The 14,623-nt window shown below is 72.1% G+C and carries 15 protein-coding genes; 8 read left to right on the top strand and 7 right to left on the bottom strand.

Annotated features, from left to right (window positions below):
* Positions 1–21 precede the first annotated feature (21 nt).
* The 4 genes from ACFVT1_RS02740 (at position 22) to ACFVT1_RS02725 (ending at position 3,064) form a co-directional block, all read left to right on the top strand.
* On the top strand, positions 22–642 hold the full coding sequence (locus tag ACFVT1_RS02740; RefSeq protein WP_389791867.1) for a TetR family transcriptional regulator: 621 nt from the start codon (positions 22–24) through the stop codon (positions 640–642).
* 297 nt (positions 643–939) lie between these two features.
* Positions 940–2,343 (top strand): erythromycin esterase family protein, encoded by a 1,404-nt coding sequence (locus ACFVT1_RS02735; RefSeq protein WP_389791866.1) that lies wholly within the window; start codon positions 940–942, stop codon positions 2,341–2,343.
* Positions 2,344–2,577: 234 nt separating this feature from the next.
* Positions 2,578–2,826 carry a hypothetical protein gene (locus ACFVT1_RS02730; protein ID WP_389791864.1) on the top strand — a complete coding sequence of 83 codons (249 nt, stop codon included), beginning with the start codon at positions 2,578–2,580 and terminating at the stop codon, positions 2,824–2,826.
* Complete coding sequence (locus ACFVT1_RS02725; RefSeq protein WP_389791862.1) at positions 2,816–3,064, top strand: hypothetical protein; 249 nt, start codon at positions 2,816–2,818, stop codon at positions 3,062–3,064. The genes ACFVT1_RS02730 and ACFVT1_RS02725 overlap by 11 nt, the downstream gene beginning before the upstream one ends.
* A 110-nt stretch (positions 3,065–3,174) precedes the next feature.
* On the opposite strand, the gene ACFVT1_RS02720 is transcribed toward ACFVT1_RS02725, so the two are convergent.
* Complete coding sequence (locus tag ACFVT1_RS02720; protein ID WP_389791860.1) at positions 3,175–3,810, bottom strand: TetR/AcrR family transcriptional regulator; 636 nt, start codon at positions 3,808–3,810, stop codon at positions 3,175–3,177.
* A gap of 118 nt (positions 3,811–3,928) precedes the next feature.
* Between ACFVT1_RS02720 and ACFVT1_RS02715 the strand changes: the two genes are divergently transcribed.
* Positions 3,929–4,948, top strand: a complete 1,020-nt coding sequence (locus tag ACFVT1_RS02715; protein WP_389791858.1) for a hypothetical protein — start codon at positions 3,929–3,931, stop codon at positions 4,946–4,948.
* Positions 4,949–5,084: 136 nt separating this feature from the next.
* Here ACFVT1_RS02715 and ACFVT1_RS02710 read toward each other — a convergent pair whose 3' ends face one another.
* From ACFVT1_RS02710 to ACFVT1_RS02700, 3 genes are all read right to left on the bottom strand, one after another.
* A complete protein-coding gene (locus tag ACFVT1_RS02710; RefSeq protein WP_389791856.1) occupies positions 5,085–6,689 on the bottom strand; it encodes a PTS transporter subunit EIIC in 1,605 nt (534 codons plus the stop codon).
* A gap of 48 nt (positions 6,690–6,737) precedes the next feature.
* A complete protein-coding gene (gene murQ, locus ACFVT1_RS02705; protein WP_389791854.1) occupies positions 6,738–7,700 on the bottom strand; it encodes an N-acetylmuramic acid 6-phosphate etherase in 963 nt (320 codons plus the stop codon).
* Positions 7,701–7,821: 121 nt separating this feature from the next.
* A complete protein-coding gene (locus ACFVT1_RS02700) occupies positions 7,822–8,739 on the bottom strand; it encodes a MurR/RpiR family transcriptional regulator (protein ID WP_389791852.1) in 918 nt (305 codons plus the stop codon).
* A 122-nt stretch (positions 8,740–8,861) separates the two neighbouring features.
* On the opposite strand from ACFVT1_RS02700, the gene ACFVT1_RS02695 reads away from it, so the two are divergent.
* Positions 8,862–9,230 (top strand): hypothetical protein, encoded by a 369-nt coding sequence (locus ACFVT1_RS02695; protein ID WP_389791850.1) that lies wholly within the window; start codon positions 8,862–8,864, stop codon positions 9,228–9,230.
* On the top strand, positions 9,227–9,520 hold the full coding sequence (locus ACFVT1_RS02690) for a DUF4031 domain-containing protein (RefSeq protein WP_389791849.1): 294 nt from the start codon (positions 9,227–9,229) through the stop codon (positions 9,518–9,520). Before ACFVT1_RS02695 ends, ACFVT1_RS02690 begins: the two co-directional genes overlap by 4 nt.
* A 156-nt stretch (positions 9,521–9,676) precedes the next feature.
* On the opposite strand, the gene ACFVT1_RS02685 is transcribed toward ACFVT1_RS02690, so the two are convergent.
* Together ACFVT1_RS02685 and ACFVT1_RS02680 are read right to left on the bottom strand one after the other, a co-directional pair.
* On the bottom strand, positions 9,677–10,951 hold the full coding sequence (locus tag ACFVT1_RS02685; protein ID WP_389791847.1) for a Cmx/CmrA family chloramphenicol efflux MFS transporter: 1,275 nt from the start codon (positions 10,949–10,951) through the stop codon (positions 9,677–9,679).
* Positions 10,952–11,093: 142 nt separating this feature from the next.
* Positions 11,094–11,795 carry a hypothetical protein gene (locus ACFVT1_RS02680; RefSeq protein WP_389791845.1) on the bottom strand — a complete coding sequence of 234 codons (702 nt, stop codon included), beginning with the start codon at positions 11,793–11,795 and terminating at the stop codon, positions 11,094–11,096.
* 169 nt (positions 11,796–11,964) lie between these two features.
* Here ACFVT1_RS02680 and ACFVT1_RS02675 point away from each other — a divergent pair, with 169 nt between their 5' ends.
* Positions 11,965–12,309: a hypothetical protein gene (locus ACFVT1_RS02675; RefSeq protein ID WP_389791843.1), complete on the top strand. Its 345-nt coding sequence runs from the start codon at positions 11,965–11,967 to the stop codon at positions 12,307–12,309.
* A 6-nt stretch (positions 12,310–12,315) separates the two neighbouring features.
* Here the strand turns inward: ACFVT1_RS02675 and ACFVT1_RS02670 are convergent, their stop codons facing one another.
* Positions 12,316–14,610, bottom strand: coding sequence for a heavy metal translocating P-type ATPase (locus ACFVT1_RS02670; protein WP_389792238.1), 2,295 nt, complete (start codon positions 14,608–14,610; stop codon positions 12,316–12,318).
* Between the last annotated feature and the right edge of the window lie 13 nt (positions 14,611–14,623).

The raw sequence follows: 14,623 nt of genomic DNA, 5'->3' as shown, positions 1-14,623 counted from the left end.
CGCTCCGAGAGGAAGGCCGACATGGAGCCCGCCCCCGCACCGTCGTCCGGAGAGCGCCGCCGCGATGTCGCGGCCACGCACCGCCGTGATGCCGCGGCGACCCGCCGCCGGCTGCTGGAGGCGGCCCGTGACCTGTTCGCGGAACGGGGTTACGAAGGGACGACGGTCCGGAGCATCGCGGAACGGGCCGGAGCCAACCAGGCCCTGCTCTTCCGGTACTTCGGGTCCAAGCAGGGGCTCCTCACGGAGGTCCTCGCGCAGGGCGGCCTCGAACAATTGCGGGCGACGCCGCCCGAGGAACTCTTCGAGACCGCCCTGCGCTCGATGCTGACCCGCAGCGCGGCGGGCGGAGCCGGGGACCGCTCGCTGGAGGTGTATCTGCGGTCCATCGGTCGGGGCGACGAAGCGGCCGGAACCTTGCGGGAGTTGGGCGAGGAGTACCAGAGCGCGCTGGCCGGGCTCTCCGACGCCCGGGACGGCGCGCTGCGCGCGGATCTCGCCATGGCGTGGCTCCTCGGCATCGGCCTGATGCGGACGGTCGTCGCGCGCGAGCCGCTGGCCGGTGCCGAACCGGACGAGGTGTGCCGCCTCGTGCTCGGCACGCTCAGCCATCTCTGGTCGGCGCCGGATCGGCAGGAGTAGGGCCGGGCCGGGGAGTCGGGGAGTCGGGGCTGGGGGGCGGGTCCGGGGGCCGGACCTGGGGGAGCCGGTCCGGGGGTCGGGTGCGGGGGTCGGGTGGGGGAGCCGTGTCCGGGGGACGCGTCCGGGCCCGGTGCTATCAGCGGCGACGCCTGCCGTCCTTGTGCACCAACCACCCTGCTCCCCTCCGTGCGGGGGTATCCCCCCGAAGGTGCTCGGAGGCTTCCCCCAGTGCGCGGCAATGGATTCGCAGGCGATGATCCTTCTCAAGCTGCAAAAGGCAAGGCGAGGGGTAAAGGCATGGCAAGGTATCGGAAGCGCATCAGTCGGCGGGTACTGCCGGCGACGGTGACGGCGGTCGCGGCGGCGGCGGTCGCGATGGGAGCGGTCCTCGCTCCTGGGGCGGTCCAGGCGGCCGAAGTCGGCACGGCCGGCACGGCCGGTGCGGCCGTGCCGGCTGCGGTCGTCGGGAAGCAGAACCCGGTACGCGCACTGGAGCGGGCGGCCCACCCGCTGCGTTCGACCGAGCCGGGCGGGAACACGGCCGACCTGCGAGCCCTGGACGCGATGATCGGCAACGCCGGGGTGGTCGGCCTCGGCGAGGCCACCCACGGCTCCCACGAGTTCTTCACCATGAAGGAGCGGGTCTTCCGCCACCTCGTCGAGAAGAAGGGCTTCACCACCTTCGCCCTGGAGCTGAGCTGGTCCGCGGGACTCCAGATCGACGACTACCTCCAGACCGGCAAGGGCGACGCCCGCGAGATCGCCAAGGAGACGCTGACCAACTCCCCGTGGGAGCGCGAGGAGTTCGTGAGCCTCATCGAGTGGATGCGCGACTACAACCGCAACCACCCCGACCGCCCCGTCCACTTCATGGGCGACGACATCGGCGCCCCCTCGCTGAACGACGCGTTCTTCGGCCGGGTGACCGGCTACGTGCGGCAGAACCACCCGGAGGACTTGGCGCGGCTCGACGAGCTCTACACCGGCCTGCGGCCCATCGACGACGTCTTCGCCTACCTGGGCAAGCCGCTCGCGGAACGGCAGCAGCTCGCCGCCAAGGCGCAGAAGGCCCTGGAACTGGTCAGCAGCCGGAAGGGATCCGGTGGAGACGCGTTCGACTGGGCCGAGCAGAACGCCCGCTCCATCGCCCAGACCGCGAAGTTCCTCACCCTGAACCCCGACGATCCGGAGTCGCTGAACAGCCTTGAGCGCTTCCGCGACGAGGTGATGGCCCAGAACGTCGCCTGGTGGCGGGAACACACCGGCGACAAGATCCTGCTGTCGGCGCAGAACGACCACGTCGGCTACGTCGCCGGCGATCCCGAGATGTACTCCAAGACGCAGGGGTCGTTCCTGCGGGACACGATGGGCAAGAACTACCTCCCCATCGGCTTCACCTTCAACCAGGGCTCCTTCCTGTCGAAGGACGGAGCCCTCGGCGGGGACTGGAAGAAGTTCACCGTGGGCGCCGCCGATCCCGGCAGGAACGAGTACACCCTCGACCAGGTCCGCTACCGGGACTTCTACCTCGACGTCCGCAAGGCCCCGGCGGCGGCGCGCGCCTGGCTGAATATCGCCCGGCCCACGCTCGGCGTCGGTACGCAGTTCCCCACGGAGCCGCGCGACATCGCGATCGCCAAGTCCTTCGACGTCCTCATCCATCTCCATGAGGTCCGGGAGGCCGACAAGCTGAAGCCGTAGCGGCTCCGCCGCCCCGTTCGCAGCCCCTGTCTGCTGCCCTGTCTGCTGCCCCGTTCGTCGCTCCGTCCGCCGCCTTGGCGGCCGCGTCGAACGGGCGCCAGGCTTTTTGGCGCCAGGCATGACAACTCCCTGTGACACACGTGCGGTTGCCGGTTCTGCGCCTCTTCCGGGCGAGCCGCGCGTTGGACACGCTGGGTATGCATTGTCATTACTCAGCGTGGAAAGGGATGGGTCATGACGATCAAGGAACGGCGCAGGGCGGCAGAGGGCAGAGTGCAGGCGGCCGAGGATGCGGTGGCGCGGCTCAAGGAAGGGTTCTCGGGGGTGGGCATCACGTTGCCGTCGCTGCGGATCGACCCGGTGACGTGCGCGGGGGACGAACCGATGACGCTGCTGGTCGACCTCGGCCGGTGCAACCTCGACACGGCGCTGCGGCTGAGTGTGGTGCTGGAGGCGCAGGGGCCGGCCGGTCATGACGGGTGAGGGACCGGAGCGGTGCGGGCCGGAGTGGTGCGGGCCGGAGCCCGGTTCGTTCGCGGTGGACACCCGGGACGGGCGGGTGGGGCGCGTGATGGGGCGGGTCGGACCGTACGTGCAGCTGCGGGCGCCGGGCGGTGGGGCGGAGTGGGAGTGTCCGCCGGAGTCGGTGCGCCCGGCCCCGCTCGGGGAGGTGCTGCGGGCCCGGGTCAGGGAGGTCAACCGGGAGGGGCGGCTGCCGTGACGGTGCCGGCCGGGTAGGTACGACACGGCGGCGGACGTACGGAAGGGCGACGCCCTGGGCGGCTGCCGCGCTTCGGCCGGGTGCCGCCCTTCGGCCGGTGGTGCGGGAGGTCAGCTCGGGTCCGGGCCGCGTCGCCGCACCAGGGGCAGGTAGACCTCGTCGACGATCTCGACGAGCACGTCGTCGGGCGCGGAGGGGGCACCGCGCACGACGAATTCGTTGCGGAGCAGGACGACGGCCACGGTGGCGACCCTCGGGTGGAGTGCTTCGGGGGCCGCTTCACCGCGTGCGACCGCCCGCCCCAGGACGGTCAGCCAGGGGGCGGCCACGGCGTCGCCGGACTGCTCTTGCAACTGGGCCAGGAACTCCGGCGTGCTGCCGGCCGCGGCGAGGAGTTCGCGCAGGATGGCTCCGAGGGGGGAACTCCAGTGCCGGTTCGCCCCGCGCAGCAGCTCAAGGGCGTCGCCGCGCAGTTCGCCGGTGTCGGGGGGCTGGACCGTCGTGACCAACTGCCGGTAGCCGGCGATGCCCAGCGCGAGCCGGTTCGGCCAGCGGCGGTAGAGGGCGTTCTTGTTGGTGCCGGCGCGGGCGGCGACCTTGTCCATGGTCAGTCCGGCGTATCCGGACTCGGTGAGTTCGTCCACCGCGGCGCGCAGGATCGCCTCCTCCAGGACGGCTCCGCGTCGCCGTGTCTGCCCCACCCCTGTCTGCCCTGTTTCTGACTGCCCCGTCGGCTCCTGCGTCATGGACTCTTCCTGGTATCGGTACCGCTCGTACCTTCCCATTGTGATTGTCATCCCTCACGGTCGGCAACTAGGGTACGGTCAGTACCGTAAAGGTTTTCGTCAGGAGAGGATGCGACGCGTGCGTGCCAGAGGCATCAGCTACGACACCGGCTTCGTCAAGAACGGAGAGATCTCCCGAAAGCGCTTCGACCCGGAGGAGGTCGAGCGCGAGTTGCGCATCATCCGCGACGACCTGCACTGCAACGCGGTCCGCGTCATGGGCGGTGATCCGGAACGGGTGGAGCTCGCGGCGGGGTACGCCGCCGGTCTCGGCCTTGAGGTCTGGTTCTCCCCCTACCCGCTCGAACTGACCGCCGACGAGATGCTGTCGCTGTTCGCCGACTGCGCCGAGCGCGCGGAGCGGCTCCGGCAGCGGGGGGCCGAGGTCGTGTTCGTCGTGGGCGCCGAACTGAGCCTGATGAACAAGGGTTTCCTGCCCGGCGACAGCACCGACGAACGGGTCGCGCTGCTCAGCCGTCCGGAGCGGGCGCGCGAGCACATCGGCCAGGTCGGCGGGCGGGTCAACGACTTCCTCGGCAAGGCCGTCGCGCTGGTCCGAGAGCGCTTCGGCGGCAGGGTGACCTATGCCTCCGTACCGCTCGAACGCGTCGACTGGGCCCCCTTCGACATCATGTCCGTGGATCTCTACCGGTCGGCCGAGACCGCCGACCGGTTCGCCGACGGCGTCCATGGTCTCGGTGCCCAGGGGAAGCCGGTCGCGATCACCGAATTCGGCGCGGCCGGCTACCGGGGGGCGGGTGACCGGGGTGCGCGCGGTCTTGAAATCGTCGAGTACGACAAGGGCGGTCCTGTCCGGCTGAACGGCGCGTACGCCCGCGACGAGGGCGGGCAGGCCGCGTACGTGCGGGAACTGCTGGAGGCCTTCGACGCCGGAGGTGTCGACAGCACCTTTGTGTTCACCTTCGCGCTGTACGACCACGTGCACCGCCCGGACGGCGACCCGCGCGACGACCTGGACCTGGCCAGCTACGGCGTCGTCAAGGTCTTCGAGGACCGCCTCGGAACCACCTACCCCGGCCTGCCGTGGGAACCCAAGGCCGCGTTCGGCGCCGTCGCGGACCACTACCGGGAGCACTGAGAGCGCGGGAGCGGTCTTGGGGGGAGGCAGCGAAGTCCGGGGGCGGCACCGGGGCAGCTCCGGGGCGGCGCGGGGGCGGCGCGGGGGCGGCACCATCCCGGGCATCGGGTGGTGCCGCCCTCATCCACGTCAGGGGTCAGACGCCGGCCGGTTCCCTCGCCGGGCTGTCGGGGCCGGCTGTCGGGGCCGTCGGGCCGCCCGTCGCCGTGACCGCGGGGGCCGCCGGTTCCCGGGAGACGTTGAACTCCGCCAGCAGGTCCTTGCTGAAGCCGAAGAAGTACGTCGCGAGGAATCCGGCGAGATAGCCGACCAGCAGGCCACCCGCGTAGATCGCGATCGTGGTGCTCAGGCCGTGGTTGCCGTCGAGGAGGGGGAACAGGGCCCAGCCGGACGGGCCGATGGCCGTGGAGCCGACCTTGTCACCGAGCTGGTTGAACAGGCCGATGAAGCCGCCGCCGAACGCGCCGCCCACGCACGCCGTGACGAACGGGCGGCCGAGCGGGAGGCTGACGCCGTAGATCAGCGGTTCGCCGACTCCCAGCAGACCGGCCGGGAGCGCGGACCTGATCGTCCGGCGGATCGACTCGTTGCGGGGGAGGCGGAAGTAGACCGCCGCGGCCGCACCGACCTGGCCGGCGCCCGCCATCGCGAGGATCGGGAGCAGGACGGTGTAGCCCTGCTGCTCGATCAGGGTGGTGTGGATCGGGATGAGTGCCTGGTGCAGGCCCAGCATCACCAGGGGGAGGAAGAGACCGCCGAGCACGAAGCCCGCGCCCGCGCCGCCGTTGGAGAGCAGCCAGTCGGCGAACGTACCGATGGCCGTGGAGACCTCGCCGGCCACGTACATCAGACCGAAGATCGTCACCAGGCCGGAGACCAGGACCGTGAGGGTCGGGGTGACCAGTACGTCCAGGGCCTCGGGCACCCGGCGGCGGCACCACTTCTCCACGTACACCGCCAGCACCGCCGCGCCCAGCGCACCCAGCACACCGCCCTGGCCGGGGGAGAGCTTCTGGCCGAACGCCTCGATGTTCGCGACGCCCGGGAAGACGATGATCGCGGCGACCGCACCGCCCAGGATCGGCGTACCGCCGAACTCCTTCGCCGTGTTGAAGCCGACGAACACGGCGATCAGCGCCATGAAGCCGGACGCCATCGCGGCCAGCGCGGGCGTGACCGACGTCAGCCAGCCGAGGTTCACCAGCAGGCCGTTGAGACCGGCGATGATGCCGCAGCCGATGAGCGCCGGGATCAGCGGGACGAAGATGTTCGCGATCCGGCGCAGGAACAGCTTGAACGGGGTGGCGTTCTTCGCCTTCCGCGCCGCCTTTATCGCTGCGCCCTGAGCGGCGAGTTCGGCCGCGGAGACGGAAGCGGGGGTGGCGTCGGCGTCGGAGGTGGAGGCGGAGGCGGTGGGCGTGGTTTCGGCTGCGGCCGCGGTGGCGGCCGTCGCTGCGGCCGGTTCCGGGGCCGGAGCCCTGCCCTCCTCCACCAGCTGTTCGAACTCCGGCGTGACCCGGGCGACGGTGCCCGGGCCGAGGACGATCTGGTACGTGTCGTCCTCGACCACGCCCATGACGGCGGGCACCGCCTTCAGGGCCTCGTCGTCGACGAGCGAGCGGTCGTGCAGGCCCAGCCGGAGCCGGGTCATGCAGTGGGCGATGGAGCTGACGTTCGCGGCGCCACCGACGAGCGGAAGGATCGCGGCGGCGGTGGCGCGGTTCTTGTCTTCTGTTGCCATGGTGCGTGGTGCCTTGCTGTGCGGGGGTGCGGGGGTGGAGCCGGTGGGTCAGGTGGTGCGGGGGGCCGCGGCGAGGGCCTCGCGGAGGTGGCCGCCGGACGCGGTCAGCAGGGTGGCGGCGGTGGGGCCGTCGACCCGGCCGAGGATGGTGAGGATGGCGTTCTTCACTTCGCCGTCGGTCGCGGCGAGGGCGGCCTCGATCTCCTCGTCGGACGCTCCGGTGGCGAGCGAGACGATCCGGCGGGAACGGGCGCGCAGCTTCTCGTTGGAGGCGCGGACGTCGACCATCAGGTTCCCGTACGTCTTGCCGAGCCGGATCATCGTGATCGTCGAGAGCATGTTGAGGACGAGCTTCTGGGCCGTACCCGCCTTGAGCCGGGTGGAGCCGGTGAGCAGCTCCGGGCCGACGACGACCTCGATGCCGTGCTCGGCCGCGGCGCCCAGTGCGGAGTCCGCGTTGCAGGACAGACCGATGGTCAGCGCGCCCTGGGCGCGGGCGTGTTCGACGGCGCCGATCGCGTACGGCGTACGGCCGGAGGCGGAGATGCCGACCACGGTGTCGTCGGCGGTGAGGTCCAGGGCGTCGAGGTCGGCGGCGGCCAGCTCCTTGCTGTCCTCGGCGCCTTCGACGGCCTTGACCATCGCCGACGGGCCGCCCGCGATCAGGCCGATGACCTCGGAGGGGTCGGTGTTGAAGGTGGGCGGGCACTCGCTGGCGTCCAGGACGCCGAGCCGGCCCGCGGTGCCCGCGCCCGCGTAGATCAGCCGGCCGCCGCGGGCCATGCGCTCGGCGGTGCCGTCGATCGCGGCGGCGATCTCGGGCAGCCGGGCGCCGACCGCGGCCGGGACGGACCGGTCCTCGCCGTTCATGATCCGGGCTATCTCAAGGGTGTCCAGGCGGTCGATCTCGGCGAGCTCGGGCCGGAACGCCTCGGTCGTGAGCGTTTCGAGCTGGGCGCGCAGTTCCCCGTATCCGTCGGGGGTGGTGTCGGCGTCGGTGGTGGAGGTCATGGAGAGCAGCTCTGCTTTCTCGATCTCGTGCGGTTCAGCGGGCGCGGGTGCGGGAGCGGAAGTGAGGGTCGGGTGCGGGTGCGGGAGCGTGGGTCGGTGAGGCCGGTTGTTCGGGGCGGGGTCAGCGGGGGCGCGGGGTGTGGCGGTGGGCCAGCGCCTCGTAGGAGGCGGCGAGCGCCGGTGCGGCCGTTTCGTACGTGCGTTGCGCGACGCCTATGAACAGGCAGTCGACGACGAGCAGCTGGCTCGTACGGCTCGACATGGCGGCGGGCCGCAGCTCGCTCTCCCGGGCGGTGGACGTGGTCAGCACGTGGTCGGCGTACTGCGTCACGGGACCGTCGGGGCGGCCGGTGATCGCGATCGTCGTCGCACCGCGGTCGAAGGCGACCCGTAGCGGCTCGATGACATCGACGGTGGAGCCGGAGTGCGTGATCGCGATGGCCACATCGCCGGAGCGGAGCTGCACGGCGTTGGTCACGGCGAGGTGCGGGTCGGTGTGGGAGTGCACGATCAGGCCGATACGGGCCAGCTTCTGCGCCAGGTCCTGGCCGACGAGGGAGGAGGCGCCCACGCCGTAGATGTCGATGCGCCGGGCGGTGGCGGCGGCGGCCACCGCGGCACCGAGCTGGACGGTGTCGAGCCCCGCGGCCGTGTCGGCGAGGGTCTGCTGCTCGTCGTAGGCCAGCTTGGCGACCACATCGGCGATCGGGTCGTCGACCGCTATGTCGGCGGTGACGGAGGGGGCCCGGCCCGACTGCTGGTGCGCGGCGAGCCCGGCGAGGGCGAGGCGCAGATCGCGATAGCCGGGGTAGCCGAGGAGGCGGGCCGTGCGGACCACGGTTGCCTCGCTGGTGCCGGTGAGCTCGGCGAGACCGGTGACCGTGAGGGCTGCGCAGGCGGCGGGATCACCGGCGACGGCCTCGGCGACGCGCTGCATGGAGCGGGTCATGGACGGCGCGAGCGTACGCACCTTGGCCGCGAGAGCCGCCGGGGCGGGCGGGGAATCAGCGCTGAAACTTTCCTTCACGTCATTGGTCACATTTGAAAGATATTTTCAACCCGGTTGCCCGTCAACCCCCCTTTGGTCCCTACCTCTGACAGCGCGGAAACGGCAGGGGCGGGCACGGGAAGCGGATGTGCGGGCGGGGTGACAATGGGCCCATGGAGATGAACCCCCTGGAACAGGCGTTGCACACGGCCCGCGCGCTGGTCATGGCTGATCTGGCCGCAGGCGACGTCGCCGATGCCGGGATCGTCTCGCTGGTCGAGGACGCGGTGACCCACCGCCGCTGGTGGGTCGAACAATGGCCCGACGGTGTCTCGTTCGTCGTCGGCCTCGTCGCCCAGGATGTGCAGGACGCGCTCCTCGAACGGTACGGACGCTGGCCGCTCTGCCCGGTCTGCGACGCGGGCGACCCGCACGCCCTGGACGTCGAACCGGAATTGGGCCCGGACCCGCACTGGGTCTGCACCAAGGCCGCCGTGGCCGTCGCGCCGGTCGGTTCGCTGGGCGGGATACCGCGGCGGTGACGGTCTACATCGACCCGCCGGACTGGCCGGGGCACGGGCGGTTCTGGTCGCACCTGGTCAGCGACGTCTCCTTCGAGGAACTGCACGTCTTCGCGGCAGCCATCGGCTGTCCGCCCCGCGCGTTCGAGCGGGACCACTACGACGTACCGGAATCGCGGTACGAGGACGCGGTACGGGCCGGGGCGCGGCAGATCGGCTCGAAGGAGCTCGTCCGCCGGATCACGGAAGCCGGTCTGCGGCGGCCCAAGGGGCGGCCGGCCCCCGTCAGCCGTCCGCTTTCCGGCGGCTGACGGGGGTGGGCCTCGCACCGGGGCGCTGATCCCGACCAAGGCGCTCATCCCGGCCGGGTCGGCCGCGCGGCTGACGATTGCCGAGGTGCCCCGGACTCCGGAGCAGGTAGGACGTACGGGGTGGGGGATACGGGAAGTACGCGTGCGGGGCGCGGCTCAGACCGCGGAGGTACCCGCCTCCGCGATCGCCCCGGCGGCCGCCCCCGTGGAGGCTCCCGACACCTTGTCGGACGTTCCCGACGACGCCGTGGCGGGCGACCCGGTCACCCGCCGCGACCGGCCGCCGCCACCGCTGTGCAGCCGCAGCGAGAAGACCACGGCCACCAGCGCCAGGACCGTCATCGCCGCCCCCGCCCACGCGGTCGCCGCGAAACCGAAGTCGGCGTCGATCACCGTGCCGCCCAGCCAGGGGCCGCCCGTGTTGCCGAGGTTGAACGCGGCCGTCGTCGTCGCCCCGGCCAGCGTCGGGGCGGCGCCCGCGACGTTGAACATCCGGGCGTTCAGCGCCGGGGCCGTGTAGAACGCCGACACTCCCAGCAGGAACGAGAGCACGACCGCGGCGGCCTGGTTCGACGCGAACAGGGCCAGTGCGACCAGGAAGACCGTCGAGGCCGCGGTGCCGCTCATCAGCACTCCGAAGAGATGCGCGTCAGCGACCCGGCCGCCGATCGTCGTACCGACCAGCGCACCGATCCCGAACAACGCGAGCACCGTCGGCACCCAGCCGGAGTCCAGCCCGGCGACATCCGTCAGCAGCGGGGACAGATAGCTGAACGCGCAGAAGACACCGCCCGCCGCGAGCGCCGTGATCACGATCGACAGCCACACCTGCCGGTCCTGGTAGATGCTCATCTCCCGCTTGATCCGCGGCTTCTGCTCCGGCAGCGGAATGCGCGGGATCAGCGTCGCCACTCCGATCAGCGCCACGGCGGACGCCGCGCCCACGGCCCAGAACGCCGACCGCCAGCCGAGGTTCTCACCCAGGAAGGCGCCCAGGGGCACGCCCAGCACATTGGCGATCGACAGACCGCCGATCATCACGGCCATGGCACGGGCCCGGGCGTTCACCGGCACCATCGCGATGGCGACCGCCGCCCCCACCGCCCAGAACCCCGCGCAGGCGAAGGCACTCACGACACGGGACGCGAAGAGCACCTCGTACGTTGGAGCCAGTGCGCCCGCCACCTGGCCGAGGCCGAAGACGGAGATCAGGGCGATGAGTGTGGTGCGGCGCGGCAGCCGGAGTGTGGCCACGGCGAGCAGCGGTGCGCCGATCACCATGCCGATCGCGAAGGCGGATATGAGGAGTCCGGCCCGCGGGATGGACACGTCCATGTCGTCGGCGATGGGCGGCAGCAGCCCGGAGAGCATGAATTCGCTGGTCCCCAGGGCGAAGACCGAGAGTCCCAGGATGTAGACGGCAAGGGGCATACGTGAGCGTCGAGCGGCAGAGTCGGGCATGACAGCTGCCAACAGTGGGCTGGGCCGCCGCATTCCCGCCACCGACGTGTTCCGACCGCCGCCCGGTCGGCCGCTGCCCGGTCGGTCACCGCCCCGCCGAGGCACCGTGTGTTCAGTGGCTGAGCAGCTCCAGCTCGGTCGACAGGTTCTGCCGCGCCCGGGGTTCCCACCGGTCCGCCCCGTGCGGGGTACGGAACAGCCGCGGCAGCCCGAGCAGCTGGCGCAGCACCGTCGCCCGCCCCTCCCGGAACGCGTCGTCGGGCACGAAGCCGTACTCCTCCCGCACCTGCGCCGCGTACGCCGCGTACTCCTTCGGGGCCGCCGCCAGGATCGCCAGGTCCGCGTCGCACAGCACCTCGCCGTTGGCGTCGCCGTCCGCCGGATCGTGGGTGACGGTGAGCCGGACGAGCCGGGCGACCTCGGCTGTGACGTCGGCCGGTACGCCGGCCTCCGGAAGGGCGCGTTCGGCGAGGGCGGCGCTGCGTTCCTCGTTCTCGGACCGGTCGGGCCGGTAGACCGCGTCGTGGAACCAGGCGGCGAGTCGCACGGCCGGCGCGTCGGCCGCGTACCCGGCGAGCGTGTCGATGCGGTCGAGCACCGCGACCAGGTGCGCGGTGGTGTGGTACCGCCGCTGCGGCTCGGCCCAGCGGGCCAGGAGGTTGTCGGCGTACGGCCGCGGATCGGGGGAGGGCGTGCCGCCCCGGACGGCGACGAGGGCGGTGTGCCAGCGGTCCCGGAGGGCATCGGCGGCAGCGCCCGCTTCGTGAACGCCGCCCGTTCCGGGGGCAGGGTTCTCGTGCGAACTGTCGGTCATGGGACGACCGTAGCCCGGGACCGGGCGGCCCGGGGGAGTCCTCGGACCGGGGCTGTCACGGGGGTGGCGGGGTGGGGGTGGTGGTGAACGTGACACTTCGGGTCTTGGGTGTCACGTTTTTGCGAGGGGGGTGTCTTTGCGGCGGGGTGCGGGAGTTGTGCGGGTGGCGATGGCTGTCGGATGGGGCGGGCGCCGCGGCCGGGGTGGGGTCCGGAGCCGCTCTGGCGGGGTGGGGGTGGTGGTGAACGTGACACTTCGGGTCCTGGGTGTCACGTTTTTGCGATGGGGGTGTCTTCGCGGCGGGGCACGGGAGCCGTGTCGGGAGCGAAGGCTGCCCGACGGGGCGGGACCCGGAGCCGCCCCGGCCGGGAACGGCGGATTCAGTGGCCGGGCGGGTGGCCATCCGACGACCGGGGGCTACCCGGTCGTCGGCGTCGTGCGCGAAACCGCACTCGCGGGCGCGGCACAGGCGGTGCCGGGAACCCGGGTGCGGTTCGTGCGGGCGGATCGGTGACCGGGGTCACGCCGCCGCCCTGAACCCCCGCAGCCGCAGCGAGTTGCCGACCACGAAGACCGATGAGAACGCCATCGCCGCGCCCGCGATCATCGGGTTGAGCAGCCCGGCCGCGGCGAGCGGGAGAGCGGCCACGTTGTAGGCGAAGGCCCAGAACAGGTTCGTCCGGATGGTTCCGAGCGTCCTGCGGGAGAGCCGGATCGCGTCCGCCGCCGCGCGCAGGTCTCCGCGGACCAGGGTCAGGTCACCGGCCTCGATCGCGGCGTCCGTGCCGGTGCCCATCGCCAGGCCCAGGTCGGCCTGGGCGAGGGCGGCCGCGTCGTTGACGCCGTCACCGACCATGGCGACCGAACGGCCCTGGGCCTGGAGGTCCTTGACGACGCCGACCTTGTCCTCCGGCATGACCTCCGCGTACACCTTCTCGATCCCGACCTCGGCCGCGACGGCCTCGGCCACCGCCCGGTTGTCGCCGGTGAGCAGGATCGGGGTCAGGCCGAGGGCCCGCAGCCGCTCGATGGCCTCCGCGCTGGTGTCCTTCACCGCGTCGGCGACTTCGAGGACCGCGCGTGCCTCCCCGTCCCAGGCGACCGCGACGGCCGTCCGCCCGGCGGCCTCCGCGTTGGCCTTGCGCCGGGCCAGCTCCACCGGCAGGTGGATCTCCCACTCGGCGAGCAGCTGCTCGCGGCCGACGAGGACGGCGTGGCCCTCGACGACCCCCTGGACGCCGAGGCCCGCGATATTGGCGAAGTCCTCGGGTGTGGGCAGGGCGGCGCCGGTGCGTTCGGCGGCTCCGGCGGCGACGGCCTGCGCGATGGGGTGCTCCGAGGAGTGCTCCAGAGCGCCCGCGAGCCGCAGCACGTCGGCCTCGTCCGTACCGTCCGCCGTGTGGACGTCCAGCAGGGTCATCCGGCCGGTGGTGACGGTGCCGGTCTTGTCGAGGACGATCGTGTCGACGCGGCGGGTGGTCTCCAGGACCTCCGGGCCCTTGATCAGGATGCCGAGCTGGGCGCCGCGTCCCGTACCGACCATGAGGGCGGTCGGGGTGGCGAGGCCCAGGGCGCAGGGGCAGGCGATGATCAGTACGGCGACGGCGGCGGTGAACGCGGCCGTCAGACCCGCGCCGTTGCCGAGCCAGAAGCCGAGCGTGCCGAGAGCCAGGGCGATGACGACGGGGACGAAGACGGCCGAGATCCGGTCGGCGAGGCGCTGGGCCGCCGCCTTGCCGTTCTGCGCGTCCTCGACGAGCTTGGCCATCCGGGCCAGTTGGGTGTCGGCGCCGATCCGGGTCGCTTCGACGACGAGCCGGCCGCCCGCGTTGAGCGTGGCCCCGGTGACAGCGTCGCCGACGCCGACCTCCACGGGTACGGACTCACCGGTGAGCATCGACGCGTCCACAGCAGACGCGCCTTCCACGACGGTGCCGTCGGTGGCGATCTTCTCGCCGGGGCGGACCAGGAACCGGTCCCCGACCTGGAGATCGGCGGTCGGCACGGTCACCTCGCGGCCACCGCGCAGCACGGTCACCTCCTTGGCCCCGAGTTCGAGGAGCGCCTTGAGCGCGGCGCCCGCCTTCCGCTTGGAGCGGGCCTCGAAGTAGCGCCCGGCAAGGATGAACGCGGTGACTCCGGCGGCGGCCTCCAGATAGATGTTCCCCGCGCCGTCACTCCGCCCGATGGTCAACTCGAAGGGGTGTGTCATGCCGGTCATCCCGGCGGTGCCGAAGAACAGCGCCCACACCGACCACAGGAACGCGGCCGAGGTGCCGACCGAGATCAGCGTGTCCATCGTCGCCGCGCCGTGCCGGGCGTTGGTCCAGGCGGCGCGGTGGAACGGCCAGGCGGCGTACGTGACGACGGGCGCCGCCAGGGTCAGCGAGAGCCACTGCCAGTAGTCGAACTGGAGCGCCGGGACCATCGCCATCGCGATCACCGGTACGGCGAGCGCCACGGCGGTGAGCAGCCGCTGCCGCAGGGGCCGCAGCTCGTCGGCCTCCGCGGCCTCGGGACCGCCGTCCCCGGCGACCACCGGGGGCGCGGGCTCCTGCGCGGTGTAACCGGTCTTCTCGACGGTGGCGATCAGGTCCTGTACGGAGACGTCCTCGCCCCGGTAGCTGACCTTGGCCTTCTCGGTGGCGTAGTTGACGGTGGCCTCGACGCCGTCCATCCGGTTGAGCTTCTTCTCGATACGGGCCGCGCAGGAGGCGCAGGTCATGCCGCCGATCGCGAGCTCGACCTCTGCGGTGGCGCCGACGGCTGTGCCGGGACCGGTGCCGGTTCCGGTTGTGGCGGTGTGCGCGGACACGATGTCCTCCCTG

Source organism: Streptomyces sp. NPDC057963, assembly GCF_042887155.1.
Classification (GTDB): domain Bacteria; phylum Actinomycetota; class Actinomycetes; order Streptomycetales; family Streptomycetaceae; genus Streptomyces.
Note: the sequence above shows the minus strand (reverse complement) of the source record. Positions and strands in the feature narration are given on the sequence as shown.